Annotated in this window: 24 protein-coding genes and 7 pseudogenes; 10 read left to right on the top strand and 21 right to left on the bottom strand. The window is 70.3% G+C overall.

The window, feature by feature from the left end; genetic code table 11:
- Positions 1 to 187: 187 nt before the first annotated feature.
- From HJD23_RS06860 to HJD23_RS06850, 3 genes are all read right to left on the bottom strand, one after another.
- Positions 188 to 1,255, bottom strand: a complete 1,068-nt coding sequence (locus tag HJD23_RS06860; protein ID WP_171119036.1) for a MerR family transcriptional regulator — start codon at positions 1,253 to 1,255, stop codon at positions 188 to 190.
- Between the two features lie 176 nt (positions 1,256 to 1,431).
- Positions 1,432 to 2,766, bottom strand: a complete 1,335-nt coding sequence (locus HJD23_RS06855; protein WP_171116740.1) for a cytochrome P450 — start codon at positions 2,764 to 2,766, stop codon at positions 1,432 to 1,434.
- A 415-nt stretch (positions 2,767 to 3,181) separates the two neighbouring features.
- Positions 3,182 to 3,634, bottom strand: a complete 453-nt coding sequence (locus tag HJD23_RS06850; RefSeq protein WP_171116738.1) for a helix-turn-helix domain-containing protein — start codon at positions 3,632 to 3,634, stop codon at positions 3,182 to 3,184.
- A 132-nt stretch (positions 3,635 to 3,766) separates the two neighbouring features.
- On the opposite strand from HJD23_RS06850, the gene HJD23_RS06845 reads away from it, so the two are divergent.
- Positions 3,767 to 4,639: an aldo/keto reductase family oxidoreductase gene (locus tag HJD23_RS06845; RefSeq protein ID WP_171116737.1), complete on the top strand. Its 873-nt coding sequence runs from the start codon at positions 3,767 to 3,769 to the stop codon at positions 4,637 to 4,639.
- 139 nt (positions 4,640 to 4,778) lie between these two features.
- Positions 4,779 to 5,102, top strand: a pseudogene (locus HJD23_RS06840) (HAD-IA family hydrolase); the annotation flags it as partial.
- A gap of 194 nt (positions 5,103 to 5,296) precedes the next feature.
- Here HJD23_RS06840 and HJD23_RS06835 read toward each other — a convergent pair.
- Positions 5,297 to 6,178 (bottom strand): helix-turn-helix transcriptional regulator, encoded by an 882-nt coding sequence (locus HJD23_RS06835; RefSeq protein ID WP_171116735.1) that lies wholly within the window; start codon positions 6,176 to 6,178, stop codon positions 5,297 to 5,299.
- Between the two features lie 236 nt (positions 6,179 to 6,414).
- Here HJD23_RS06835 and HJD23_RS06830 point away from each other — a divergent pair.
- Positions 6,415 to 6,940, top strand: a pseudogene (locus tag HJD23_RS06830) (IMP dehydrogenase); the annotation flags it as partial.
- 49 nt (positions 6,941 to 6,989) lie between these two features.
- On the opposite strand, the pseudogene HJD23_RS06825 reads toward HJD23_RS06830, so the two are convergent.
- From HJD23_RS06825 to HJD23_RS43570, 5 pseudogenes are all read right to left on the bottom strand, one after another.
- Positions 6,990 to 7,511: pseudogene (locus tag HJD23_RS06825) on the bottom strand (xanthine dehydrogenase family protein molybdopterin-binding subunit); the annotation flags it as partial.
- Positions 7,508 to 8,487, bottom strand: a pseudogene (locus HJD23_RS06820) (xanthine dehydrogenase family protein subunit M). The pseudogenes HJD23_RS06820 and HJD23_RS06825, both read right to left, overlap by 4 nt.
- Positions 8,488 to 8,499: 12 nt before the next feature.
- Positions 8,500 to 8,802: pseudogene (locus tag HJD23_RS43580) on the bottom strand (2Fe-2S iron-sulfur cluster-binding protein); the annotation flags it as partial.
- A gap of 216 nt (positions 8,803 to 9,018) precedes the next feature.
- Positions 9,019 to 10,443: pseudogene (locus HJD23_RS43575) on the bottom strand (methyltransferase); the annotation flags it as partial.
- Positions 10,444 to 10,467: 24 nt separating this feature from the next.
- Positions 10,468 to 10,875, bottom strand: a pseudogene (locus tag HJD23_RS43570) (AMP-binding protein); the annotation flags it as partial.
- On the opposite strand from HJD23_RS43570, the gene HJD23_RS06810 reads away from it, so the two are divergent.
- From HJD23_RS06810 to HJD23_RS43565, 4 genes are all read left to right on the top strand, one after another.
- Positions 10,825 to 11,970, top strand: a complete 1,146-nt coding sequence (locus HJD23_RS06810) for a salicylate synthase (protein ID WP_346770301.1) — start codon at positions 10,825 to 10,827, stop codon at positions 11,968 to 11,970. The pseudogene HJD23_RS43570 and the gene HJD23_RS06810 overlap by 51 nt on opposite strands.
- Entirely contained in the window at positions 11,967 to 12,701 is a 735-nt protein-coding gene (locus HJD23_RS06805; protein WP_171116729.1) for an alpha/beta fold hydrolase, read from the top strand. The genes HJD23_RS06810 and HJD23_RS06805 overlap by 4 nt, the downstream gene beginning before the upstream one ends.
- Entirely contained in the window at positions 12,694 to 13,071 is a 378-nt protein-coding gene (locus HJD23_RS06800) for a hypothetical protein (RefSeq protein WP_171116727.1), read from the top strand. Before HJD23_RS06805 ends, HJD23_RS06800 begins: the two co-directional genes overlap by 8 nt.
- A 101-nt stretch (positions 13,072 to 13,172) precedes the next feature.
- Positions 13,173 to 13,316 carry a hypothetical protein gene (locus tag HJD23_RS43565; RefSeq protein ID WP_232107563.1) on the top strand — a complete coding sequence of 48 codons (144 nt, stop codon included), beginning with the start codon at positions 13,173 to 13,175 and terminating at the stop codon, positions 13,314 to 13,316.
- Between the two features lie 165 nt (positions 13,317 to 13,481).
- Here HJD23_RS43565 and HJD23_RS06790 read toward each other — a convergent pair whose 3' ends face one another.
- The 9 genes from HJD23_RS06790 to HJD23_RS06750 all read right to left on the bottom strand — a co-directional run bounded on the left by HJD23_RS06790 (position 13,482) and on the right by HJD23_RS06750 (position 18,823).
- Entirely contained in the window at positions 13,482 to 14,309 is an 828-nt protein-coding gene (locus HJD23_RS06790) for a class I SAM-dependent methyltransferase (RefSeq protein WP_171116725.1), read from the bottom strand.
- Between the two features lie 94 nt (positions 14,310 to 14,403).
- Complete coding sequence (locus tag HJD23_RS06785) at positions 14,404 to 14,715, bottom strand: metalloregulator ArsR/SmtB family transcription factor (protein ID WP_171119035.1); 312 nt, start codon at positions 14,713 to 14,715, stop codon at positions 14,404 to 14,406.
- Positions 14,716 to 14,786: 71 nt separating this feature from the next.
- Complete coding sequence (locus HJD23_RS06780) at positions 14,787 to 15,089, bottom strand: hypothetical protein (protein ID WP_171116722.1); 303 nt, start codon at positions 15,087 to 15,089, stop codon at positions 14,787 to 14,789.
- 161 nt (positions 15,090 to 15,250) lie between these two features.
- Positions 15,251 to 15,610: a metalloregulator ArsR/SmtB family transcription factor gene (locus tag HJD23_RS06775; RefSeq protein WP_171133997.1), complete on the bottom strand. Its 360-nt coding sequence runs from the start codon at positions 15,608 to 15,610 to the stop codon at positions 15,251 to 15,253.
- A gap of 4 nt (positions 15,611 to 15,614) precedes the next feature.
- Positions 15,615 to 16,010, bottom strand: a complete 396-nt coding sequence (locus HJD23_RS06770) for a (2Fe-2S) ferredoxin domain-containing protein (protein ID WP_171134141.1) — start codon at positions 16,008 to 16,010, stop codon at positions 15,615 to 15,617.
- Positions 16,011 to 16,048: 38 nt separating this feature from the next.
- A complete protein-coding gene (locus HJD23_RS06765) occupies positions 16,049 to 17,083 on the bottom strand; it encodes a hypothetical protein (RefSeq protein WP_171115831.1) in 1,035 nt (344 codons plus the stop codon).
- A complete protein-coding gene (locus HJD23_RS06760) occupies positions 17,080 to 18,111 on the bottom strand; it encodes a GTP-binding protein (RefSeq protein ID WP_171115833.1) in 1,032 nt (343 codons plus the stop codon). The genes HJD23_RS06765 and HJD23_RS06760 overlap by 4 nt, the downstream gene beginning before the upstream one ends.
- A 5-nt stretch (positions 18,112 to 18,116) precedes the next feature.
- On the bottom strand, positions 18,117 to 18,329 hold the full coding sequence (locus HJD23_RS06755; protein WP_240980653.1) for a hypothetical protein: 213 nt from the start codon (positions 18,327 to 18,329) through the stop codon (positions 18,117 to 18,119).
- 8 nt (positions 18,330 to 18,337) lie between these two features.
- A complete protein-coding gene (locus tag HJD23_RS06750; RefSeq protein ID WP_240980652.1) occupies positions 18,338 to 18,823 on the bottom strand; it encodes a Fur family transcriptional regulator in 486 nt (161 codons plus the stop codon).
- A 638-nt stretch (positions 18,824 to 19,461) separates the two neighbouring features.
- On the opposite strand from HJD23_RS06750, the gene HJD23_RS06745 reads away from it, so the two are divergent.
- The 3 genes from HJD23_RS06745 (at position 19,462) to HJD23_RS43555 (ending at position 21,309) form a co-directional block, all read left to right on the top strand.
- A complete protein-coding gene (locus HJD23_RS06745; protein ID WP_171115838.1) occupies positions 19,462 to 20,709 on the top strand; it encodes a hypothetical protein in 1,248 nt (415 codons plus the stop codon).
- Between the two features lie 72 nt (positions 20,710 to 20,781).
- Positions 20,782 to 21,063: a hypothetical protein gene (locus HJD23_RS43560; RefSeq protein ID WP_240980651.1), complete on the top strand. Its 282-nt coding sequence runs from the start codon at positions 20,782 to 20,784 to the stop codon at positions 21,061 to 21,063.
- 6 nt (positions 21,064 to 21,069) lie between these two features.
- Positions 21,070 to 21,309, top strand: coding sequence for a hypothetical protein (locus HJD23_RS43555; RefSeq protein WP_232107562.1), 240 nt, complete (start codon positions 21,070 to 21,072; stop codon positions 21,307 to 21,309).
- A 38-nt stretch (positions 21,310 to 21,347) separates the two neighbouring features.
- Here the strand turns inward: HJD23_RS43555 and HJD23_RS06730 are convergent, their stop codons facing one another.
- The 3 genes from HJD23_RS06730 to HJD23_RS06720 form a co-directional block, all read right to left on the bottom strand.
- A complete protein-coding gene (locus tag HJD23_RS06730; RefSeq protein ID WP_171115840.1) occupies positions 21,348 to 22,370 on the bottom strand; it encodes a LacI family DNA-binding transcriptional regulator in 1,023 nt (340 codons plus the stop codon).
- Between the two features lie 77 nt (positions 22,371 to 22,447).
- On the bottom strand, positions 22,448 to 23,284 hold the full coding sequence (locus HJD23_RS06725) for an ATP-binding cassette domain-containing protein (RefSeq protein ID WP_171115841.1): 837 nt from the start codon (positions 23,282 to 23,284) through the stop codon (positions 22,448 to 22,450).
- Positions 23,281 to 24,294 carry an ABC transporter permease gene (locus HJD23_RS06720; protein WP_171115844.1) on the bottom strand — a complete coding sequence of 338 codons (1,014 nt, stop codon included), beginning with the start codon at positions 24,292 to 24,294 and terminating at the stop codon, positions 23,281 to 23,283. The genes HJD23_RS06725 and HJD23_RS06720 overlap by 4 nt, the downstream gene beginning before the upstream one ends.
- Positions 24,295 to 24,317 lie beyond the last annotated feature (23 nt).

The following is a 24,317-nucleotide window of genomic DNA, read 5'->3' as shown; positions in this document are numbered from 1 at the left end:
TCCGGGTCTCGCGAGTCGGCGGCCCACCCGGGTAAGCACATGACTCACCCCCGGATACCACGTCATGACCACCGCGGCGTGAGCGGCGAGTAGCGCAGTGGCCGCCGGGACGACCGCTTCCTCCGGCCCGATGAACTGGGGCTGCGTCCGATTGGTCTGGGCGGGCCGGATCAGGGTGAACGTACTGTCAGTCCTCCAGGCGGACCGGCATCAAGATCGAAAAGGTGTCCTCGTCGTCGGGCCGGCGGATCGCGATCGGCGCTGTGGGGGCGCCGAGCTCCAGAATCAGTCGGTCCCTGGCCCCGGCGGCCAGCGCGTCCAGCAGGAACTCACGGTTGACGGCGACGCGGTTCGGGTCTTCGTCACCGTCAGTGCAGAGGGTCACCGTGCCGCCCTCCTCCACCCTGAGCACGCTGAGGTCGAGCGCTCCCGCCTCTCCGGAACGGACAGGACCGGTTTCCAGGGCCTTCCGGAAGGCCGCCACCTCGATGACGGTGCGGTGCCCTGCGGCCTGGGGGAGGAGACGACGGTAGTCGGGGAAGTCGTGGTCGAGGCACTGGCCGGCTGCCTGCCTGTCCCCAGCCTCCAGTGTCACGCGGTCACCGTCGACAGAGAGCCGCACGGGTCCCTCGCTGTTCAATAGCGCCCGCATCGCGTCGGCGAGCGGGGTGGGCACGATGACCTGCACCCGGCTCCCGTCGTGCCCGGCGATCCCGGCCTGCGCGACAGCCATTCGGTACCGGTCGGTGGCCACGACGTGGAGACTCTCGCCCTCGATGTCGAACAGGACCCCGCCGAGCATCGGCAGTTCCGGGTCGGTGCTCGCCGCGAAACGAACTGTGTCCAGCACGGCTGCCAGCTCGGGTGCGGCGATGGACAGCCGGACGGTGGCGATGCGGAGCGAGGTCATGACATTCTCCCTGTGATCGAGTAGTGCTCGAAGCGCGGAGAACTCATCGCGGGCATCGGACAGTCCCTGTTCGAGTCGGCGCAGGTGCGCCTTGAGCAGTTTCCGGACCAGATCGGTGTCCGGGCCGGACCAGCTGGCCAGCACCAGCCGGATGTCCGCCAACGGCATCCCGGCCCGGCGCAAGCGGGCCAGCAGCCGGGCCTCTTCGAGCTGCTCGGGTTCGTACCAGCGGTAACCGCTCACCGGATCCACCCAGGCCGGTACCAGCACACCGGCACGGTCGTAGAACCGCAGGGCACTCACGCCCAAGCCGCTGTCACGGGCCATCTCGCCAATGCTGCGCATGTCGTTCTCCACACCCAGCACTCTGAGCCCTGTACAAGGTCGAGGGTCAACCCGGCTCCGGAGCGGATCTCGCGACAGTGGAAGACGAGTGCTGCGGATCGACGGCACTGAGGCGGGACTGTTGGCATCGGCTGGCATCGGCCTGGCCGGCCCATGCACTCCGTTCTGGGCCGCGGTCAAGCGCCGCCCGCGGCGCCGCCGGGCGCCGTCCGGGCGGGGCACTCGCCGGCATGCGTCGCGCGGCTGAGGCCGCGTGGGAGACCATCGGCCGGCGGGTCCTGCGGGCCTCTGTCGCGTTCGTCCGTGAACGGGGTGAAGGCGACGTCCAGACGGGTGAGCCCGCGGAAGTTGAGGCTGCGCTGCCACTGCGGCGCGGTGCCGTCGAGGCGCAGGCCGGGGAGCCGGGTGAGGAGTGCTTCCAGTGCGATCGCGCCTTCCAGCCGGGCCAGCGCCGCGCCGAGGCAGAAGTGCGGTCCGTGCCCGAACGATATGTGCCGTCCGCCGGGCCGATCGAAGTCCAGTACATGGGGATCGGGAAACACGGCCGGATCTCGGTTGGCGGCACCGCACACGAGGAGCACTGTCTGTCCTTCGACGATGGTGCGGCCCGCCAGGTCCATGTCCTGCCGCGCCCGGCGCAGCATCAGCTGTACCGGGGCGTCGTAGCGCAGGAGTTCCTCGACTGCGGCGGGCATCAGGTCGGGCCGGCGGCGCAGTTGGTCGGCCGCGTGCGGGTGGTGGAGCAGGGCGAGTGTGGCGTTGCCGATGAAGTGGGTGGTCGTCTCGTGGCCGGCGATCAGGAGCAGGGCGCAGTTGGCGAGGAGTTCGTCGAAGTCCTGGTCGGTGTCCTGTGCTTGTGCGGTCACCAGGGCGCGCAGGGTGTGGGGGGTCGGCGGGGTGTCGTGGCGGGTGAGGAGTTCGCGGAGGTAGGCGAGCATGTCCGCCATGCTCTGCGAGGCCGCGCGGTTGCCGTCGGCGTCGAGCCGGGAGTTGCCGATGGCTTCGGCGATCGGCTCGGACCAGGCGGCGAGGGCGGGGCGGTCCTGCTGCGGTACGTCGAGGAGGTCGCAGATGATGGTGAGAGGCAGGGGGCGGGCGAGGTCCGCGACGATGTCCATCCGGCCGGTCGGCGCGGCGTGGGTGATGATCTGGTCGACGGCTTCGACGATCCGGGGGCGGAGTGCCGCTACTGCCCTGGCGGTGAAGGCCCTGCTGATCAGGGACCGCAGCCGGGGGTGGTCGGGGGCGTCGCTGTAGAGCATCTGCCGGCTCAGGACGCGGGCCAGCGGCCGCAGTTCCTCGGAGACGGCCTCGATGTCGGGATAGCGCACCGAGGACAGCCTCGGATCACCTGCGGCGGTGCTGACCACTGCGTGCCCGGTCGCGACCCAGGCGTCCAGGTGGCGGTCCCAGAAGAGGTCGTCGGCGCTCCGCAGCTCTTCGTAGAAGTCATAGAGGCGCTCTTGGACTTGGGGACGAAAGGCCCGTAGCAGCGATGAGGATGTGCGCATTGCCCGATGTTAGTGGTTGCGCCGGGGCACAGGGTCTCGTCGGCGCTCGTCATCCAGATGGAGGAGTTGGGCTTTTGGGCCGCGACGACGAACTGTTCCACCTGCTCGTCGGAGAAGGCGGTCGACGCCATCACCGCAACCCAGAGCATGACTCACTGCTTCACCTCTCAATGACCGCGCCTGCCATGACTCCGTGGCCGACGGCCTGATCGGGCCGTCGGCGCCGGCCTGCCCCGCGGGTGCCGCCGAGGATCTTGCCCGCTTCGTCGCGCGGCCCGAGTCGCTGCGCTGACCTGATGGCCGGCCATGGCTGCGCTACCCGTCGCTCGGTGCCGAGCGCTGCGCTCAACCGGGACGTGACCTGTGCCGTTTCGGTCCTCGCGGCACGATGTGGTCCGACCTCATGCAGCCCCCGCTAGAAGGGCTCTTCGCGAGCGTCGTAGTTCTCGCGGTTTGCGAGGACCTCGCCCATGTGCGTCTGCGCCCAGTTTCTGAGCCCGCGCGTCATGTGGTGGAGCGAGAGGCCGAGGTCGGTCAGCTCGTAGGAGACGGTGACAGGGACGGTTGGCGTCACGGTACGGGTGAGCAGACCATCGCGCTCCAGCGACCGTAGCGTCTGGGTCAGCATCTTCTGGCTGACCCCGGCCAGAAGCCGAGAGATCTCGGAGTAACGCATCGCCCGCGGAGCGTCTGCGTGTGCTGCACCAGGCTGGCCAGGGCTGTTGTCGCCGCCCAGGGCACACAGGATCAGGACGACCCACTTGTCCGAGATTCGGTCGAGCAGCTGTCGGCTGGGGCATGCTGCCAGGAACGCGTTGTACTCCACCTTGGCCTGAGCCCTCTTCTGGGCCGCCTTCATCGTCGTCACTGATCGCGCCTCTCACCGATGGGTGGGTTACGCACTCCGAAGTGCCTACTTCCCGACAGGAAGTTTCTCTCCAATGCTGATGCAGGGACGCAGGAGGCGCCACCCCCCAAGTGCACGACGAAAGGCAACAAGATGAGCACACCCTCCCTCTCTCTTCCCGGCGGCACCTGGACTCTGGGTGACCTGACCGTCACCCGGTTCGGCTACGGCGCCATGCAACTGGCCGGCCCGTGGGTCATGGGGCCGCCCGCCGATCACGACGGTGCCCTGGCCGTTCTGCGTGCAGCGGTCGACCTCGGTATCACCCACATCGACACCAGCGACGCCTACGGGCCGCGCGTCACCAACGAGTTGATCCGCGAGGCACTGCACCCCTATCCCGAGTCGCTGCACATCGTGACCAAGGTGGGCGCGACCCGCGACGAACAGGGTGGCTGGCCTCCGGCCCGGCGACCCGAAGATCTGCGCCGCCAGGTCCACGACAATCTCAAGTCCCTCCGGCTCGACGTACTCGACCTGGTCAACCTCCGACTCGGCAACGCCGAAGGTCCCCAGCCGGGCTCGCTCGCCGAGGCGTTCGAGACGCTGGTCGAACTCCAGCAGCAGGGCCTGATCCGCCACCTCGGGGTCAGCAACGCCACTGAGGAGCAGGTCACCGAGGCACAGAGCATCGCGCCGATCGTGTGCGTGCAGAACAGGTACAACCTCGCCCACCGCCACGACGACAAGCTCATCGACCGGCTCGCCACCGACGGCGTCGCGTACGTGCCCTTCTTCCCCCTCGGGGGCTTTACACCGCTTCAGTCCTCGGCGCTCTCGGCGGTCGCCGCTCGTTTGGAGGCGACATCGATGTCCGTCGCACTGGCCTGGCTGCTGCAGCGATCACCGAACATCCTGCTCATCCCCGGCACGTCCTCGACGGCACACCTGCGCGAGAACATCGCCGGCGCGGGACTCTCCCTCTCTCATGAGGACTTGACCGAGCTGGACGACATCAGCCGCTGAATGCCCCGGAGCTGAACGGCCCACAGACCGCGACCGAAGCCACGATTGTAGTTCCGGCCCCGGTCACCTTCGCGCGACCAGGGCCGAGTATCCCTCCCAGGAAGGCCGTGATCTCACTTCCGCACAGCACCGCCGCGCCATGTGGGGATGGTGGGAGCAGGTGGACTTCCTGCGCGGCGCGGAGGAGGCGGCCGACCGGGAACTCGCCGCTCCGGACGCCTGGGTTCCCTATCCCGACACCGAACCGGTCCTGCGTGCCCTGCACCAGCGCGGACTGCGCGTCGGCATTGTCAGCGACTTCGCCTGGGACCTGCGCATCCACCTTGCCCGCCACGGGCTGGACACCTTGATCGACACCTGCGTGATCTCCTACGAGCAGGGCCGGGAGAAGCCCGACCCGCAGCTGTTCCTCAAAGCCTGCGCCGACCTCGGCGCGGACCCCCGCGCCACCCTGATGGTCGGCGACAACCCGGTCCGCGACGGCGGCGCGGCCGCCTGCGGTCTGCTGACCGTGGTGGTCCACGGGCGTAGGGGAATCCGCCCCGACGGATCGTTTGACGCCGTCGATGAAGGCGTGGCGTGTCTCCTCCTCAGGACAGCACCGTCAGCGTTCGGAACAACTCCTCCAGCCGCCTTCATGGCGGCGGCCCGTCGCGGTCAGCTGACGGGGGAGGAGGCCGGCAGGTCCTGGTCGGCGGCCCAGGAGGCCAGGATGCGCAGCCGTTCGTGGGTGGGGGAGCCGGGCGCGGCGGTCCAGACGGTGAGGTGCTGGTCGGGGTCGGTGTTGGCGGTGAGGGTGTCCCAGTCCAGGACGAGTTCGCCGACGACCGGATGGTTGAGCGTCTTCGTGCCCACGGTGCGGGCGGCGACGTGGTGATCGCCCCACCAGCGGGCGAACTGCTTGTCGCGCATGGACAGTTCACCGACCAGCTCGATCAGGCGCGGGTCTTCGGGATACTTCGCGGCCTCCATGCGCAGTTGGGCGACGGCGATGTGCGCGGAGGTCTCCCAGTCGGCGTACAGGGTGCGCATGGCGGGGTCCGTGAAGATGATCCGCGGGTAGTTGCGGTGCTTTTCCGGGATGCGGGAGAAGTCGGTGACCAGGGCGGCGGCCAGCGCGTTCCAGGCAAGAATGTCCCCGCGCCGGCCCTGCACGATGGCCGGAGTGGCGGTGAGGTCGTCCAGGACCCGCTGCAACTGTGGCTGGACCTTCTGCCGGCCTCGGCGTCGGGTGCGGGTGGTGGTCTTGCCGGCGAGCTGGAAGAGGTAACCCCGCTCGTCGTCGTCCAGGTGGAGGACCCGGGCGAGGACGTCCAGCACGGGCGCCGATGCCTGCATACGGCCTTGTTCCAGGCGGGTGTAGTAGTCGGTGCTGATGCTGGCGAGCTGGGCGACCTCCTCGCGGCGCAGCCCCTCCACCCGGCGGGGCCTGTCGGTCTCGGGCAGTCCGACCGTGCGCGGGCTCAGCTCGGAGCGGCGCTTCTTGAGGAATTCTCCCAGCTCATTGAGGGGAACGTTGGCGGTCATGCTTCCCAGCATGGCACCGATCGCACCTGCGTAAGGGGGGAGAATTTCCTCCCCGGATGTTTCCCTCCCGGGATACTTCTCTCCGATTCTCGCGCCTGCCCTCGCGTGTGAGGCTCGACCGTGAGCAGTCGCATTCCTCACCACAGCTGCGGTCCACAGACCCCCGCACTGAAGGAAGCACCCCATGCGCGGAGCAGTCATCCACGCCGTCGAGGTTCTCGAAGCGCACGTCGCCGGGGTCGAGCCGGGTCGGCGACCCGCACTCGATGGGGCACGAGTACGTCGGCATCGTCGAGGAGCTGGGCAGCGAGGCCGCCAACGTGAGGCCGTGCCAGTTCGAGTACGTGCGCATCCCCAACGCCCACGGCACCCTGGTCGCCACGGACGAGCCGAGGTGAAGCCCGGCTCGACGGCCGTAGTGGTCGGTGACGGTGCGGTCGGCCTGTGCGGTGTCATCGCCGCGAAGGAACTGGGTGCGGTCCCCCCGGCCGAAGGCTGGGGGAGGATCATCGCCATGTCCCGGCACGCGTCCCGCCAGAAGCTCGCCCTGGACTTCAAGATTCGATGCGGCAGGCCCTGCACTCCGCCCGCCCCCGGCGGCAACGTCGGCTTCGTCGGCGTCCCGCACGAGGTGGCCATCGACGGCGGGGAACTGATCTTCTCCCACGTCGGCCTGCGCGGCGGCCCCGCCCGGTGCGCCGCTACCTGCCCGACCTGATCGACCGCGTGCTGACCGGCCGTATCAACCCGGGCAAGGTCTTCGACCTCACTCTGTCCCTGCGTCCCCACCCGGGGCCGCACCGAGGAGGTGCGGCCACAGGACCGCCAGCTCATAGGTCAGGTCCAGCCGTACGGCCGAGGAACGCAGACCGGCTTCCGCGTCACCGCGCGCGTAGTTCGTCGGCTCGCCCGGCTCGGCCTTGGTGAGGTCGGTCGAGGGCTTTTCGGCGTCGTAGCGGACCTTGACCAGGCTCGCGCCGTGCTGCGCGGCCTCCAATGTGTTCGCCACCACGACGGCGACCGGCTGACCGTGGAAGAGCACCCGGTCGTCCTGGAAGACCCGAAGCCTGCGCCCGGCCGGGTTGTTGGACCCCGCGTTGTCGCGGTACGGGAGCTTCGGCGCGTTGCCGTGGTGGATCACCCGCAGCACACCGGCGTGCTTCTCAGCGGCGCGCGTGTCGATGGACCTGATACGGCCGCGTCCGATGCTCGCGTCGACGATGACGGCGTGCACGACGCCCTTGATGCCGTACTCGGCGGCGTACTCCGCCTTGCCGGTGACCTTCAGCACGCCGTCCACCCGGGACGGCGGTGCGCCTACGGCTGCCTGCGGCTGGGGGCTCATTCCATCTCTCCTACGGTGCGCAGCTGGCGTTCGACGGTCCGCTTCAGGAGCTCGACCTTGAACTGGTTGTCTGAAGGGGGCGGGCGCCGTCAGTCGCGTGGGCGGCGGCCTCGGCCCACAGTCGGTCCGAGGGGCGCTCGCCGATCAGGGCCCGCTCGACGGCCGACAGCTTCCACGGCACCGTCGCCACACCGCCGGCGGCGACCTTCGCCTCGCGGATCACGCCGCCCCGGATGTGCAGTGCGACGGCCGCTGAGGCCAGCCCGAACGAGTAGGACTGCCGGTCGCGGAGCTTCAGGTAGGCCGACTTCAGCGGACGCGGATACGCCGGGATCTGGACGGCTGTGATCAATTCGCCCTGCCTGAGGGCGTGTTCACGGTGCGGGGTGCTGCCGGGGCGGAGCAGGAAGTCGCCGAAGGGGAGGCTGCGCTCCTTGCCGTCCGGGGCCTGCAGGTGGACGGTCGCCTCCAGGGCGGTGAGGGCGACGGCGAAGTCGGACGCGTGGGTGGCCACACAGTGGTCGGAGCCGCCAAGGATCGCGTGGCCGCGGTTGTAGCCGCCCAGGGCGGCGCAGCCGGAGCCGGGTTCGCGCTTGTTGCAGTCGGCGGTCACGTCACGGAAGTACGTGCACCGGGTGCGCTGCATGATGTTGCCGCCGACGGTGGCCATGTTCCGCAGCTGGGCCGAGGCGCCCCGCAGCGCTTGGGCGGCCACCGGGAAGAGGGAGTTCAGCTTGGCGTCGGCGGTGGCCACGGACATCGGGACCAGGGCGCCGATGCGTATGCCGCCGCCCGCGGTGGCAGTGATCTCACTCACGGGCAGGGCGCTGATGTCGACGAGCGTCTCGGGGGTTTCGACGGTCTCGCGCATCAGGTCGACCAGCGTCGTGCCGCCGGCGATGTAACGACCGCCGCGTCTCCCGGCGTCCAGGGCTTCCCGGACGCTGCTGACGCGGGTGTAGGAGAAGGGATGCACGGGGGCCGCTCCTTACTTCCGGGCGGCGGTCTGCTCGACCGCGCGCACGATCTTGACGTAGCAGCCACAGCGGCAGACATTGCCGCTCATGTACTCCCGGATCTCCTCCGGCGAGCCGGTGTGGCCCTCTTGGATGCAGCCGATGCCGGACATGATCTGGCCGGGGGTGCAGTAGCCGTACTGGAAGGCGTCCTCGTCGATGAACGCCTGTTGCAGCGGGTGCAGTTCGTCGCCCTTGGCCGCCAGGCCCTCGATCGTGGTGACCTCGGCTCCCTCCAGCCGCACCGCCAGCGTCAGGCAGGAGTTGACCCGCTGCCAGGCCGCTTCCAGCCGTGGCAGGTCCACGTCGGTGCCGTCGAACTCCGAGTAGTAGTGCGCCCCGACCCCACCGAGCCGCATCTCCTCCGCCCGCCCCAGCCAGTAGGCGCGCTGCACATCGGTCGCCGGGAACGGTTCGTGCGCGTGCTCCGGGTCCGGCACGAGGGCAGGCGTGGCGGGCTGCGCGGCGTCCATGCTGAGCGTGGCGGCGTAGTCCTTCAGCACGGGGCTGGTGAACAGGTCGGCGATGCGGGCGCCGGGCACCCCTCGCTCGCCGAGCCGGTGCAGCATCCGCGTGGCGAGCAGGCTGTCCCCGCCGAGCGCGAAGAAGTCGTCCTCACGGTGCACGCTCCGGGCGCCGAGCAGGTCCCGCCACACCTCGGCGACCAGTTCCTCCACACCCGGTCGGGGCGGTGTGCCCCGCCGTACGCGGTCCCGTGCGGACGCGACGTGCCGGGCGAGGAGTTCGCGCACCGCACGCCGGTCGACCTTGCCGTTCGCGGTGAGCGGCATGACCGGCAGCAGGACCAGCCGGTCGGGGACCATGTACGACGGCACCTGGCCGGCGGCGAAAGCCCGTATGCCGTCGGTGTCGCAGGGGCCCGCGTCCGGATCGCGCACCGCGCGGATGAGCAGCGCGGGCTCCTGGTCCCGTACGGCCGTGTCGGCGCGCGCGAAGCCGTGGGCGCACAGCAACTGCTCCCAGGCCGAGGGCGGCAGCAGCGGGCTGCCGGCCGCCCGGCGGGCCGGGTCCGTGTTCGCGAAGCCCCGTGTGGGCAGCGCGGCGCAGATGAGCCCCAGCGGCGGCAGACCACCCTGCTCCACCGCGAGCAGGACGCCACCGGGAGCCAGCAGGGCCGCCGCCTGGGCGACTCCGGCGGCCGGGTCGTCGAAGGCGTGCAGGGCGCCGAACGCGAGTACGGCGTCGAACGCGCCGGGCAGCCCCTCGGGCAGCACACCGTCCGGCAGCGCCTGGCACCGCACATCGTGCGGCAGGCCCGCCAGCCGTTCGCTCGCTCGCTCCAGAAGCCCGGCAGAAGTGTCGAGCAGTGTCAACCGCACGGAATCGACGGGTAGTTGCTCTGCCACACGCAGAACACCCAGCCCGCCGCGCGCCCCGAGGACCGCGACCCGCAGCACATCCCGGCCGGGCTCTGCGGCGAGGGCGCGCAGCGCCGCCGCACAGTCCCCGGCGGCCGCCCCGCTGGCGGGCAGCGCGTCGAGCGCCGCCTCCGGTGCGAGAACGGGGTCGTCGAGGAGTTCGAGCGGATCGCGTTCGCCGGTGAGCATGGCTCGCAGGTCCGGCAGCCGCTCGGTCAGTCGGGCGAGCACGGGTTCGAGGCGGGTCCCGACGACCCGTTCGGCGAGGCGCTCCACCTCGCCCGGCCTGGCATGCCGGCGCATCCAGTCCCGCCACAGGTCCACGAGGCCGTGCATGTGCTCGGCCGGGCGCGGCTCGCCGTCCAGGATCCGGCCGATGGCGTACGCGACGACCTCGGTCTCCAGCGGGTCCGGCCGCCCCGCCACGACCTGAGGACTGATCTCGTCGTTCCGCTGTGACCCGTTGCCGAGCGCGGGCGCGTACGCCGCCACGAGCGCCCGCGACGCCCCGTCCGCGCCCCCGACGACCGCCGCCACAGCACGTCCGGCCCCCGGCGCCCGCTCCAGCGCCGCCTCCACCTCGCCCAGTTCCACTCGGTGGCCGCGCAGCTTCACCTGGGAGTCGGCCCGGCCGAGGAACTCGACGGTGCCGCCGGGCCGGTAGCGGGCGAGGTCTCCGGTGCGGTACCAGCGCAGCCCCTCGTGCCGGACGAACCGGTCGGCGGTGCGCTCCGGATCGCCGAGATAGCCGTCGGCCACCCCCGCCCCACCGATCCACAACTCACCCGGCACCCAGTCCGGGCAGTCCCGGCCCCGGGCGTCGACGACCCGGCACCGCACATTGCGCAGCGGTGTGCCGTACGGGACCGCTGCCCAGTCCTCGGGCACCGCGGCGCCGGTCACCTCGCACACCGTGGAGTGGATCGCCGTCTCCGTCGTACCGCCCAGCGCCACGAACCGGCAGCCCGGCGCGCGCTCCGCCAGCCGCCCGGGCAGGCCGGCTTCGAACTGGCCCATCTGCTGCACACCGACACGGGCGAGACGGGGCCTGACCCGGTGCTCCACCTCATGCTGCCGACCACAGAGGTCACCCTCGCCCCGGGCAAGGCACGGATACGGACGGCCGAACCGGAACACGTACCTCTCATCACCAAGGCCCTGGCCGGCCCCGGCGGATCGGCGGGGGAGGGGCTCACCGACGCGGAGGACCTGGTGCGGGGGGCCGATCCGGGCCCCTACCGGCACGCCGTCGCCCGCACGGTGGCCGACATCCGGGCCGGGCTCCTCCAAAAGGCCGTCCTCTCCCGCCCGTTGCCGCCGCCCGCGCACCCGACCGCCGACCTGACCGCCACCTACCTGGCGGGCCGCCGGGCCAACACTCCCGCCCGGTCCTTCCTGCTGGACCTGGGCGGCTGGCGGGCGGCGGGCTTCAGTCCGGAGACCGTCGTCGAGGTCGAGGCGGGCAGCCGCCGCGTGTCCACCCAGCCGCTCGCCGGCACCCGCGCCCTCGGCACGCGCGCCGAGGAGACCGCGCGGTTGCGGGCCGACCTGCTCGGCGACCCCAAGGAGATCCACGAACACGCCCTCTCCGTACGCCTCGCCGTCGACGAGCTGACCGCGATCTGCGGTCAGGACACGGTCGTCGTCGAGGAGTTCATGACGGTGCGGGAACGCGGCTCGGTGCAGCACCTCGCCTCGCGCGCCACCGGACGCCTTTCCGACGACCGGGGCCCCTGGGACGCGTTCGCGGCGCTGTTCCCCGCGATCACTGCGACCGGCTGCCCGAAACCGGAGGCACTGCGCACCATCAGCCGGTACGAGGCCGAGCCCCGAGGGCTGTACGCCGGGGCTGTGTTGACCGCCGACGCCGACGGCTCCCTCGACGCGGCGCTCGTCCTGCGCACGGTCTTCCAGCGCGACGGCCGCACTTGGCTGCGGGCAGGCGCCGGCATCATGGGGCAGTCGACTCCCGAACGCGAGTGGGAGGAGACCTGCGAGAAGCTCCGCAGTGTGGCCCCGCACCTCCGCCTGAGCCCTGGCACGCCTCCCGTGGAGCCGCGGTGAGCGGCCAGGGCCACGCGGCCCTGGTCCTCGTCCACGGCGGCTGGTTCACCGGCGCCTGCTGGAAGCCGGTCCTGCCCCACCTGTCCGCCACATGCCTGACCCCCGACCTCCCCGGCCGCGCCGGCAGGCCGGCGGATCTCACCACGCTGACCATCGGCGACCTGGCACGAGCGGTGGCGGACGACATCGACGCGGCCGGACTCGACCACGTCGTCCTGGTCGGCCACTCGCTGGCAGGCGTCGTCATCCCTCAGGTCGCCTCGCTGCTCCCGCACCGGATCCGCCGCCTGGTGTTCCTCTCCGCCACCGTGCCGCGCGAGGGCACCTCCGCCCTCGACGGCTTCCCGCCCCTCATCCGCGCGGCGATGCGCAGGCGCCTGCGCTCCGGCCTGTCGCCGCGTCCGCCGCGCGTCCTGGCCCGCTGGAGCTACTGCCGTGACCTGCCGCCCAGCACGGCCGAGCACGTCCTGTCCCACCTGGTGGACGACGCCGCGGGAGCCCTTCTCGAACCGGTGTCCCGCACCGGCCTGCCCGCCGTCCCGCGCACCTACATCCGCCTGCGCCGCGACAGAGCGCTGCCCCTCACCGCTCAGCAACGCCAGATCACCCATCTCGGCGACACCGACATCACCGACCTCGACTGCGGCCACTTGGCGATGTACGAGCAGCCCGCCCGCCTGGCGTCCCTCCTCGACCACCTGACCGCACGGAAGGAGCCTGTGCATGAGTGACACCGCACGAGGCCGCCGGGACCAGCCCTTCACCCTCGTCGTCTGCGCCTCCTGCGATGCCGCCGACGAGGAGGTGATGGAGGGGTTGCGCCGAGCCGTGCGGAGCTGCCGCCAGGGGATCATGGTCTCCACCGGCTGTCTGGAACGGTTCCTGCACTGCCGCCGGCGGCGCGGCGTCCACGCTGCCGTGCAGCCGTGCGCGGCGGATCGCAGGCCCACGGGAGCCGTCGTACGCCTCGGCCCGATCGTCACCGAGGCCGAGGCCGCGGCGGTCGGGGCGTGGTTGCGGGCCGGATTGCCGGACGACGGCACGCTGCCCGACACCCTGCGCGCGGCGCCTGCTCCGCGGCAGGCCGCCCACCTCAACTGAGGGACACCCACGGGGCCGGCCGAGCCCCTGGGTCAGCGGATCCGCCGCTCCTCCAGCGGTGCGGCCCGCAGCCGATCCTGCACTCCAGCCTGCGCAACGCCATGCGCCTGCACGGCCTGCCAAGTACGACATCGCCATCATCTCCCGACACCGACGACAACCTGATCGCGCGGAACGTCGAGAACATCGGCCACTACATCCGCCTCACTCCCGACAACCGCCTCGCCTTCGGTGGCCGGGCCTGACCCGACGCCGACGGCGGTGTCGCTGAAGTCGGTGTGTTGTGGCACGACCGGTACCAGGCACGGCTTGCTGCCCGCCCGTAGAAGCCGGCCTGGGGCGATGCGGAATCCGCTGCTGAGCGGTGTCGATCCGCAGCGACGATGGGCGTTGGCGCGGGCGTGCGGTTGTCAGGGCAGTCGCACCAGGTTCAGTCGGTAGTCCTCGACCCGGGGAAGTCGCTGGGCGGCCAGGCCGCTGAGCATGTCCTGGACAGGGGCCGGGAGTTCGTCGTACATCGGGGCGGGGAGGTTGCTCAATGTGTGGGTGGCCAGTACTTCGACCCCCGGTCGCCACTCGGCGAGCTGCGCCGGATCGGCACAGTTCCACTGCATCCGGGCCTCGACCTTGCTCAGCGCGTCGTGCTCGTCCTGGGTGTCGAAGTGGCCGGGGCCGGAGGTGTCGAGGGCCAGCAGGGAGCCGGGGAAGCGGTCGGCGAGCAGGCCGATGACGTCGCGGGCGTCCGTCTCCTCGAGGTAGGGCAGGACGGCTTCGGCGGCGAAAAGGTACGGGCCGCCGGAGCGCGCGGTGACGGTGTCTGCCCATGCCACGTCCGTCACCGACGCGGCGATCATCGTGCGGCGTGGCGTGTCCGTGAAGAAGGTGCGGCGCAGTTCGATCACGTCGGGCAGGTCGAGGTCGAACCAGCGGGCCCGGCCGTTGTCGGCGCGTTCGTAGCGGGTGTTGAGGCCGGTGCCGATCTCTACCACGGTGCCGGTGGGATGTTCCGCGAGGAAGTGCGCCACCCAGCGGTCGAACAGGCTGGTGCGCAGGACCGTGCCGAGCAGACTGGGCAGGCCGTCGAAGCGGGCGAAGTCGTAGTCGATCGCCGCGACGAGCTGCTCGGCGACGGGGTCGCGCAGGACCGCTTCCTGCTTGCGGGTCTCCACCGCCCGGCCGTACAGCGGTATCAGCAGGGTTTCCTGGATCGTGCCCAGGCGTACGTCGCGCTCGGTCATGACTGCCTCCACAGTCCTTCGCGTGCTGCGACGCTATATGAAAATGGATCCCATTAACAAGAGTGTGGCGCCGTCGTGCCGTGACGGCGCCGGACTACTCCTGTGCGTGCCGGATGGCGTCCAGGACGATGTGGGCGATGTGTTCGTCGGTGAGGTGGTACCGGATCTCGCGGGCCTGGCGGCGGGTCGTCACGATCCGTGAGTTGCGCAGGACCCGCAGGTGCTGCGAGACCAGCGGCTGGCTCACCCCGAGCGTGGCGACGAGTTCGTGGACGTACTTTCCGCCCTCCGACAGCTCACGCACGATGCCGAGACGGACCGGGGAGGCCAGCGCCTTCAGCAGGTCGCTGGCGGCCTCCAGGGCGCGTAGCGGTTCGTCTGCCGGGGTTGTCGAGGGGGGAGTCATTGCCACATGCGCATATTAGCAAGTGGCAATGATTTCCGGTCCGGATTCGTGTCGGCGAAGGCCGGCCCGGATCAGTGGTCGTCCCAGTGGCCGTCGTGTGCGGCGTGACGGTGGCCGTCGTGCACGTAGTCCACGTGGTCCTCGTGCGGCACGGCCACATGTCCGCAGCCCTCGCCGTGCTGGTGGTCGTGGCTCTCGTGGGTGGTGTGGCCGGCGCTCGCGCACTCATCGACGTGGCCCTCGTGGGCCCTGTGGAGGTGGCCGTCGTGTGCGTAGTCGGTGTGGTCGCCGTGCGGGATGGCGACGTGGCCGCAGCCCTCGCCGTGGGCGTGCGTGTGGTTGTCGTGCGTGCGGTGCTCGGTGGCGGTGGTCATGTGGTGCTCCTGGCGATGCTCTTCGGGTCCCTGCGGCTCGTTGTCCGCAGGCAGTGCGTGGCCACATTAACATATGGCAATTCGCGCATGTGTGGCTCGAAGTGCCCCCGCCGTGGGCGAAGTTGTCTCCAGCCTGCCGGGCGCGACTGCCGACCGGATCGTCAGCCGGGGTCCCGCACGCCGAGGCGCAAGTGTTCGATGTGGTGGACGGCCTGGTCGAGGAGCTGTGCCACGTGGTCGTCGTAGAGGCGGTAGACGATACGGCGACCGTCGCGCCGCCCGGTGACCAGGCCCAGGGCGCGCAGCAGTCGCAGTTGGTGGGAGACCGCGGATTGCTCCATGCCGACGGCGGTGGCGAGTTCGGTGACCGAGTACGCGGACTGGCGCAGGGCGGTGAGGATCAGCAGGCGGGAGGGTGTGGCCAGTGCCTGGAGTGTGGCGGCCACGGAGACGGCGGTCGACTCGTCGAGGTGGGCGGCCGCGATGATGTCGCGGCCGCCCACGGTGTCGCCGGGAGGCATCGGCTCACCGGCGTGCACGGAGCCGGGCCTCGCGCGGTGGGCGGATGAACTGCAGTTCCAGTGTGGCCGGGGGCTGCGCTGTCCCGGGACCGCCGTCGGCGGCCCAGCGCAGGACGTCGTCGGTGACGTCGTCGTCCATGGCGAAGCCGATCCAGGTCGCCCGGCCGCCGGCCCGGCGTCCGGCGGTGGAGGGCTGGACGACGATGACGTTGGCCTGGTCGCAGGGGCCGAGGCAGTCCGTCGTACGGACCTGGAAGCCGTGCTCGGCCGCCGCGGCACGCAGCCGGTCCAGCTGCCAGGCATGGTCGGTGCCGGGGTGCTTGCGTGGGTTGCCGCAGCAGCAGCCCCGGCAGACGACCAGCGTGCACGGACGGTTGGCCGCGCCGCCGATCGTCACCATGCGGGCAGTGGAGGTGGCGGTCGGCGGCTTACGGCGGTTCACAGCGTCGTCCGCGAGGGCAGTCCGTAGGCCCTAACGCGGCCGTCGCGGTGCGCGGCGATCAGCAGGTGCGGTCCGGCCCAGGCCAGCGCGGCGACGGGCGAGTCCAGGTCGTCCAGCGTGCGCACCGGCCGGAGCCGGTTGGCGGGCTGTCCGGCGGTGGCGTACCAGAGCGCGACCGTGCCGTCGTGGCCGCCGCTGGCGAGGTGTCCGGCGGGGCCGGGCCGCCAGGCCAGCGCGGTGATGGACTCATGGCAGCGCAGCTGGCGGGGCGCAGTGCCGGCTGGCCCCTTGCCGGAGAAGTCCCAGACCGTCAGATCGGGGGCGCCGTCGGCGGCCAGCCAGAAGCCCGTGTCGTCGAAGGCGAGGCGGGAGACCTTCTCCGGGTAGCCGGACATGGTCAGTTCGCTGCCGTCCCTGGTGCGCCAAATGTGGATGGAGGCGTCCTGGTTGCCGCTGCAGATCCACTTCTCGGTCGGGGCGACCGCGAGCGCCAGGTGCGAGCCGATGTAAGGGTAGGTGACGACGGGCTGTGTGGTGTGCCGCTCGTGGCCGCGCACGGCCCCGTACGCGGCCACGGCCAGCCGTCGCCCCCGGCGCAGCCAGGCGAGGTCGATGACGGTGGACGCGGCAGGTTCCGTACGCCACAACTCCTCGCCGTCGGTGTCGAGTACGAGCGCCGTGCGTCCGGAGGCGACGGCCACCCGTTCGTCGTTGGCCCAGGCGGCGGAGGAGGACCAGGCGCCGGATTCGCGTACGACGGTGCGGCCGTCGGAGCGCCGCCACAGTGCGTACCCCATGGGTCCGGTGACCGCCAAGTGACGGGCATTGGGGGAGACGTGGGCCTTCAGGGCGCCTCCGGGCAGCTCGAGCGCGCCCATCTCGGCGCCCATCGCGGCATCGAGCACGCGTACCGTGCCCTCGGCTCCGGCGACGGCCACCAGGTCGCCGCGGGCGCTGAGCGCGACGGGGGCGTCGTCGATGGTGATCTCCCAGGCGACGGTCAGGGCCTGGTCGGGTGCGGTGATGCTCACGCGGCCGCTCCCGCAGTGGCCAGGCAGTCGGCGAAGCCGCGCTCCAGCTCATCGCGGTCGAGGTTGCGGCCGATGAAGACGAGCCGGTTGCGACGCGGCTCGTCGGTCCGCCACTGGGCGCCTTCCTCGCCCATGAGCAGCATGTGGACGCCCTGGAAGACGTACTGCCTGCTCGAACCGGCGATGGCGAGGATGCCCTTGGAGCGGAAGATGTCGGCGCCCTTGGTGCGCAGCAGGTTGCCGAGCCAGGCGTTGAGGCGGCGGTCGTCGACCTCGCCGTCGAGTTCGATGCCGACCGAGGTGACGGTGGTGTCGTGCTGGTGCTCGGTCTCGGTGAGGAAGGACGGGTCGTCCTTCAGGACCCGGTCCAGGTCGAAGGCGCCGACGTCGAGGACCTGCTTGAGGTCGACCTCGGCGTTGCGGGCGCGCAGGATCTGCACGGGTGCGTTGATGGCCTTCACGCGGGACTCGACTTCGGCGAGGGTGGTTTCGTCCGCCAGGTCGGTCTTGTTGAGCACGATCCGGTCGGCGAAGGCGATCTGCTCGACCGCCTCGTTCTCCACACCCTCCGGCTTCACCTCGTCGAGGTGCTGCAGCACATGAGCGGCGTCGACGAGGGTGATGATGGCGTCCAGGCGCAGCTGGGCGGCGATCTCGTCGTCCATGAAGAAGGTCTGAGCGACGGGGGCGGGGTCGGCCAGGCCGGTGGTCTCGATGAGGATGTGGTCGAACTTCTCGCGGCGGCGCATCAGGGCGCCCAGGATGCGGATGAGGTCTCCTCGCACGGTGCAGCAGATGCAGCCGTTGTTCATCTCGAAGATCTCTTCTTCGGCGTCGAGGACGAGGGCGTCGTCGATGCCGATCTCGCCGAACTCGTTCTCGATGACGGCGATCCGCAGGCCGTGGTGTTCGGTGAGGATGCGGTTGAGGAGGGTGGTCTTGCCCGAGCCGAGGAAGCCGGTCAGGACGGTGACGGGCACGCGCTCGTCGAGCGGTGCGTCCGTCGCGGTCGCTTCGGTTGTCGTCATCAGGGTCAGGCTCCTTCGGGTGCGGTGGTGAGCAGGGCGGCCTTGAGGTCGTCCTTGGTGACTTCGTCGGTGGGTTGGTGCAGGGTCCAGCGGCGGGCCGGCCCGTTCATCGGCAGGACGGCGACGACCGTCTCCAGGGGCGGGCAGCCCGGTTCGGTGCAGGCGAGTTGGCGGATCATGACGGCGGTGTCGTCGTCGAGGTCCAGGAGGGTGCGCACGGTCTCCTTCAACTCGCGCAGGTGCGGGCTCGGCGTGGTGGGGCTTCCCGGCCCGAATCCCAGGGGCATGGCGGCAGTTCTCCTCGCGCGGTGGTGGGTTGGCAGTCGGCGCAGACGCCGGTGAGTTCGACGGTGTGCTCCACTGCCGCGAATCCGGAGTCGGAGGCGATCCGTCCGGCCCACTCCTCGACGACCTCGGAGTCCACCGGCCGGCTGCTGCCGCAGGCGCGGCAGATCAGGTAGTGGCGGTGGCCGTCGCCCGGCCGCCATCTGTAAAGCCGTTCACCGGCGCCGGCTTGGATGACATCGACCGCGTCCGCGGCCTCCAGGTCACGCAGCCCTCGGTAGACGGTGGTCAGCCCGATCCGTGTGCCGTCGGCAGTCATGCGCGCGTACAGCTCCTGCGCGGAGATGAAGTCGTGACAGTTCGCGAGAGCTGCCAGAAGGGCCGAGCGTTGCCGGGTGGGCCGCTGTTGGGTCGTCAGGTCGCTCACACCACGTTCACCCCCTGGTGCCGTGCCAAATCCAAGGCTAGATGAAAATGAAACCCATAGCCATATGAACGATAGATCATGTGTGAGTGGGGAGGCGAGTAGGGCCTGACTGAGGGGGTGGTTCCGGGGAGGGGCAGCGAATCTCAGGCCGACGGCAGGGGGGAGGCGTCGGCTGTTCGCCGCCTGGTCGACCAGTGCCTCGCCGGACTCGGCGGTGCCGTCGACGGGACGAAGGCGCAGGAGCTGATCGATCGGCTCGTCGCCGAAGGGCGCGTCCGGATTACTGATCCCGATGACGACGAGGTCGCGGAGTGGCGGCGCGTCGTCAACTACGCGAAGCGGCACGGCCTGGAACCGGTGGGCAAACGCATCGAGAAGGTCCCGTACGGCAGGCCGGGGCTGGAGCTTTTCCTCGCGGAGGGCCCGCATCCCAACGCGCGGGTCGTGACGGCCCGGGCTCGACCTCGGCGACGGCCTCGCCGACTTGGTACCAGGCACCTCAGATCTCCCTCAAGCCCCAGAAGCCTCGTGATTCGCTGGACTAGCCTCCCTGCCCGTAAGCACTGGCCCAGTCATTGCTCGTGCGGCTGGCCGGCGACTCCTGGCCCCGAAGAGGCAAACCGCAGATGAAGCACCGCATGAAGAGCCGTACCAAGAAGACCGTGATCATCGCGGCGGCGGGCACCGGCGTGCTGGCCCTGACCGTGCCGATCACCGCGTTGGCCACCACCGCCGAGCCCGGTCCTGAGGCGGCCGGATCACACTGCACCGTCGACATATCCGGCGGTCCCGTCCGATGCTTCCCGACCTACCGGGCGACCATCGCGGCAGCCACCGACGGCCGGGTCAAGGACGCTCCCCTCGACGTCCGCACAGCCGCCGCCAGCCCGGCCTTCCAGAAGAAGATCGACGTCGCGGGCACCGCCGCAGAGCAGGGGGACGATGAGGAGTCGTCCGTCGTCATCGGCACCGAGTATCTGGACGCGGACCACAAGGGCAAGTCCATGAGCTTCACCGCCGACAGCAAGTGCACCCCCGACGGGCCGGGCTTCCAGGTCGACCAGGTGCCCGCCGAGTTCAACGACGCCATCAGCTCGTACCAGACCTTCAACGACTGCCAGGCCAGGCACTTCGCCGACCCCGGGCTGAAGGGCGACTCGACCAGCTGGCAGATCGGCGGTCAGCTCGCGGTCGGGGACGGGGTGGACAACCGCACCAGCTCCATCCAGTGGAACTATGCGGAAGCGCCGACCGCCGCCCAGCTCTTCGAGGACTGCGACAAGAAGATCGCCACCTGCAAATTCGAGCACAAGGGCGACGTCACCTACAGCTACGGCGGGGCGCACGAGGTGGCCCGCGCGTACAACTGCACCAGCATCGAGCAGGTGAAGAAGATGACCTGGACGGACGCGACCGGCGGCAAGAACTCGCTCAGCGTCGAGCTGGGAGCCACCTACAAGATCGGAAACACGGCCGTCGGGGCGGAGTACAGCCTCAGCTTCAAGACCACCTACGGACACGAGTGGAGCTGGGAGACCAGGGTCACCGACGAGACGGACCTCACCGTCCCGGCCGCGGAGGTCGGCTGGGTCAACCGGAACACCAAGATGCAGACCGCGGGGGGTGAGTACACGGTGACGTACGAGGACCGCAAATGGGGGCACTACATCTGGTACGTCCGTGACTTCACCGCCACCGGTCCCGTCCCGCAGGAGATGGGCGTCGTCGACTGGGTCTCCCGCCCCATGACCGCGGCGGAGAAGGCCGAGCACTGCAAGGATGTCGCTGCCGTGGTCACCGCCACCCCGAAGAAGACGAAGAAGACCGCGTCCGCAACCACAAAGAGCCTCCCCAGCACCGCTCACGTCCTGTCCGGCCCGCGTTGATCCGAACGGCTTGACCCCGTTGGCAGTCGACCGACCATTTCCTGCGGTCGGCTGCCGTACGCGGAGGCCGCTGTGGCCGCGGCGCGCTGGATGCGGTGCCGGGGCGGATCAGGCGGAGTCCGGTCGGGGGAAGACGCCGGGGCGCCGGCTGGGAAGGCCGGATCCGAGCTGCTGCTGCACCTGCACCAACAACCATGCGCCTACTGGATCTTCGAGGTCTACCGGGACGAGGACGCCTTCAAGGCACACCTGGTCGCCCCGTACGGCGCCCCGTTCAACGCCGCCCTCACCCCGCTGATCGAGGAAGAGGCCTCCGTACCGACGTTCCTCGATCCGCTGGCCACGCATCCGTAGCGAGCGTTGAACACCGGCGGCGGCACGGAGCCGGAGCGCAGGGAGATCGACTGCACACCCACCTGGATCGGGGGCGGCTGGGGCATCGACGCCCTGGTCCGCGAGCAAACGCGCCAGCACCGTGATCTGGACGGCGGCCCCTTGTTCTTCGATGGCCCGGAGCGGGTCACGCGTGAACTCCGCCCGCGCAGGTATCGGAGACATGGGTTGGTTACGACTCCCGAGAGGCTCCGCGAGGACATCTGAGCGTGACCCCGGCTCGTCGGCCGACAGGGGCAAGCCGCCTACGGCTTGGGCACCGGTTGCTCCCCCGAGCCCCGGACGATCAGCCGGGTGGGAACGGTGATGGTGCGAGCCCGGGAGCGGTCGCCGTCGAGCCGGGCCAAGGCGGTCGTCGCGGCGCTGCGGCCGATCCCTTCCGGGTCCTGGGCGACGACGGTCAGGGCCGGTTCCAGTGCCTCGGCGAGGGAGACATCGTCGAAGGCGACGACGGCTACGTCCTTGCGCTTGCTGCGGGCGAGTTCGGCGACGATGCCGAGCGCCATGATGTTGTTGCCGGCGAACAGGGCCGTGGGGGGATCGGGCAGTGCGAGGAGCCCGGAGGTCGCGGCCTCGGCCCCCTGCTGGTCGTGTGCGCTGGCGACCAGCGAGCGGTTGTAGAGGATGTCGGCCTCTTGCAGGGCCGCGCGGTATCCGGCGAGGCGTTCGCGGCGGGTGTACAGCTTGACGGGCAGGTCGCCGACGAATCCGATGCGGCGGTGACCGTGGGTGATCAGGTGGGCGACGCCCTCTTGGGCCCCCGCACGGTTGGAGCTGACGATGCTGTCCGTGGACAGGCCGACTCCTGGTCGGTCGAGGAAGACGATGGGCAGTCCCGCCGTGCGGTGGGACTTGAGGTGGGTGTGGTCGGCGCCGACGGACGGAACGACGATCAGGATGCTGACGCGCCGGGCGAGGAACTTGTCCGTCAGGGCGCGTTCGCGGTCGGGGTCGTCCGCGGAGGAGCCCATGAGCAGGGTCAGTCCGCGGTCGCGGACCGTGTCCTCGATGCCGCGGGCCACGGCTCCGAAGAAGGGGTTGCCGAGGTCGGGGATGACCAGTCCGATGGTGGTGTCGGGACCGCCGACGCGGATGTTGCGGGCCATGAGGTTCGGCTGGAAGCCCAGCTTGGCCACCGCGGCGAGTACCTGTTCCCGCGTCTGCGCGGAGACGGGTCCGTCCTCGTTGAGGACACGGGAGACCGTCTTGGCGCTGACACCGACCTCTCGGGCGACGTCGGCCAGCGTGGGGCGGCGGCTCGCTGCCATGGAGGAAACCGTCTCCTGGGTGCTCCCGGGTTCCGGCCGCGGCCTCGGCCGGAACATGCGAGAGCTGGGTAGTGCTGTCAGGTGGCCTGTACTCCGGCGGCCTTCGCGGCCTCGGAATCCGCTACGACAGTATCTCCGGCCTCATCGATGCTCAGCGCGCCGGTCATGATGGCGACGACCTCCGCCATGGAGTAGTCGGAGGGCTTGATCACGGCGGCGCGCCGGCCCAGCCGGTGGACGTGGATGCGGTCGGCGATCTCGAAGACGTGCGGCATGTTGTGGCTGATCAGGACGACCGGCATGCCCTTGTCGCGGACGCGCCGGATGAGGTCGAGGACCTGTCCGGACTCCTTGACGCCGAGGGCGGCGGTGGGTTCGTCCATGACGACGACGCTGCGGGCCCAGGCGACCGCGCGGGCGACCGCCACGGCCTGCCGCTGTCCGCCGGAGAGGGTCTCGACCGACTGGGTCAGCGAGCGCAGGCCGATCTTCAGATCGGCCATGTGCTCGGCGGCCTCCTGACGCATCCGCTTCTTGTCGAGCATGCGGAAGGCACTGCCGAGGACGCCGGGGCGGCGCAGTTCACGGCCGAGGAACATGTTGGAGGCGATGTCCATGGAGGCCGCGACGGCGAGGTCCTGGTAGACGGTTTCGATGCCGTGGGCGCGGGCGCTCTGCGGACCGGAGAAGGTGATGGGTTCCCCGCTGAGGCGTATCTCGCCCGCGTCCGGAACGAGTGCGCCGGTGAGGGCCTTGATCAGGCTGGTCTTGCCGGCGCCGTTGTCGCCGATGACCGCGAGGACCTCGCCGGGCAGCAGGTCGAAGTCGGCGCCGTCGATGGCGGTGACATGGCCGTAGCGCTTGACCAGACCGCGGGCCTGAAGGACAGGGGTGGGGGAGCTGGTGGCGGTCATCGGGCCTTCTTCCGGGAGATCTGGTCGACGGTCACCGCGAGGATCACCAGAACACCAGTGATCAAAGTCTGGTAGATCGAGGCGACGCCCATCAGCTGCAGGCCATTGCGGAACACGCCGACGATCAGGACGCCGATGAACGTGCCCAGGACCGAGCCGCGCCCGCCGAAGAGACTGGTGCCGCCGAGCACCACGGCCGTGATGCTGTCGAGGTTGTCGGTCTGCCCCGCCTGCGGGTCGCCGACTCCGGTACGGGAGATGAGCAGCAGGGCGGCCATGCCGTACAGCAGGCCGGCCACGGTGTAGACGCCGATGGTCAGCCGGGAGGTGCGGATGCCGTTCAGCCGCGCCGCTTCCGGGCTGTTGCCCAGGGCGTAGACGTGCCGGCCCCAGCTGGTGCTGCTCAGGGCGTAGGCGAAGAGGAGGAACAGGGCGATGGTGACCAGAGAGCCGTAGGTGATGTCGGTCTTGCCGAGCGGGAAGGTCTGTCCGAGCGCCGTCAGCGGTCCGGGCAGGTTGGTGACCGTCTGCTCCTCGGAGTAGATGTGGGTCAGTGCGAACGCCACGTTGAGCATGCCGAGGGTGACGATGAACGGCGGCAGCGGGATCTTCTGCACCAGCGCCCCGTTGAGCAGGCCGAAGCCGCCGCAGACGACCAGGCCCAGCGCGATGGCGACCAGCGGCGGCAGGGTGCCCTCGGCGGCCATCTTGGCGATCATGATGCTGCCGAACGCCATCACGGCACCGCAGGACAGGTCGATGCCCGCGGTGAGGATGATCAGCGTCTGGCCGATGGCCAGCGTGCCGACGACCATGACCTGCTGCACGATCAGCGAGAAGTTCCCACCGGTGAGGAACTGCTCGGTGGAGACGGAGAAGAAGACGCACGCCAGGAGGAGGGCGGCCAGTGGGCCGGTGGTCGGTTGCGTGAGCAGTCTGCGGACCGTTGTGGGTGCTTTGAGCTCGGCGTACGGCGTGGACGTGGAGGGTGGCGTGGACGTGGCAGTCATGCGAGGTCCTTGTCGGAAGACTC

Origin of the sequence: Streptomyces sp. Z423-1 (genome assembly GCF_013009255.1) — a bacterium.
Lineage (GTDB): Bacteria > Actinomycetota > Actinomycetes > Streptomycetales > Streptomycetaceae > Streptomyces > Streptomyces gossypiisoli.
The sequence above is the reverse complement of the archived record's forward strand: the minus strand, read 5'-3'. Positions and strand labels throughout refer to the sequence as shown.

Coding starts and splice junctions, on each gene's coding strand:
- HJD23_RS06745 (WP_171115838.1), top strand. CDS start 19,462: ATGAAGAGCCGTACCAAGAAGACCGTGATCATCGCGGCGGCGGGCACC.
- HJD23_RS06725 (WP_171115841.1), bottom strand. CDS start 23,284: ATGACCGCCACCAGCTCCCCCACCCCTGTCCTTCAGGCCCGCGGTCTG.
- HJD23_RS06770 (WP_171134141.1), bottom strand. CDS start 16,010: ATGGTGACGATCGGCGGCGCGGCCAACCGTCCGTGCACGCTGGTCGTC.
- HJD23_RS06730 (WP_171115840.1), bottom strand. CDS start 22,370: ATGGCAGCGAGCCGCCGCCCCACGCTGGCCGACGTCGCCCGAGAGGTC.
- HJD23_RS06780 (WP_171116722.1), bottom strand. CDS start 15,089: ATGACCACCGCCACCGAGCACCGCACGCACGACAACCACACGCACGCC.
- HJD23_RS06860 (WP_171119036.1), bottom strand. CDS start 1,255: ATGCGCAGCATTGGCGAGATGGCCCGTGACAGCGGCTTGGGCGTGAGT.
- HJD23_RS06760 (WP_171115833.1), bottom strand. CDS start 18,111: ATGACGACAACCGAAGCGACCGCGACGGACGCACCGCTCGACGAGCGC.
- HJD23_RS06835 (WP_171116735.1), bottom strand. CDS start 6,178: ATGCTGGGAAGCATGACCGCCAACGTTCCCCTCAATGAGCTGGGAGAA.
- HJD23_RS06785 (WP_171119035.1), bottom strand. CDS start 14,715: ATGACTCCCCCCTCGACAACCCCGGCAGACGAACCGCTACGCGCCCTG.
- HJD23_RS06800 (WP_171116727.1), top strand. CDS start 12,694: ATGAGTGACACCGCACGAGGCCGCCGGGACCAGCCCTTCACCCTCGTC.
- HJD23_RS43565 (WP_232107563.1), top strand. CDS start 13,173: ATGCGCCTGCACGGCCTGCCAAGTACGACATCGCCATCATCTCCCGAC.
- HJD23_RS06720 (WP_171115844.1), bottom strand. CDS start 24,294: ATGACTGCCACGTCCACGCCACCCTCCACGTCCACGCCGTACGCCGAG.
- HJD23_RS06790 (WP_171116725.1), bottom strand. CDS start 14,309: ATGACCGAGCGCGACGTACGCCTGGGCACGATCCAGGAAACCCTGCTG.
- HJD23_RS06775 (WP_171133997.1), bottom strand. CDS start 15,610: ATGCCTCCCGGCGACACCGTGGGCGGCCGCGACATCATCGCGGCCGCC.
- HJD23_RS06845 (WP_171116737.1), top strand. CDS start 3,767: ATGAGCACACCCTCCCTCTCTCTTCCCGGCGGCACCTGGACTCTGGGT.
- HJD23_RS06855 (WP_171116740.1), bottom strand. CDS start 2,766: ATGCGCACATCCTCATCGCTGCTACGGGCCTTTCGTCCCCAAGTCCAA.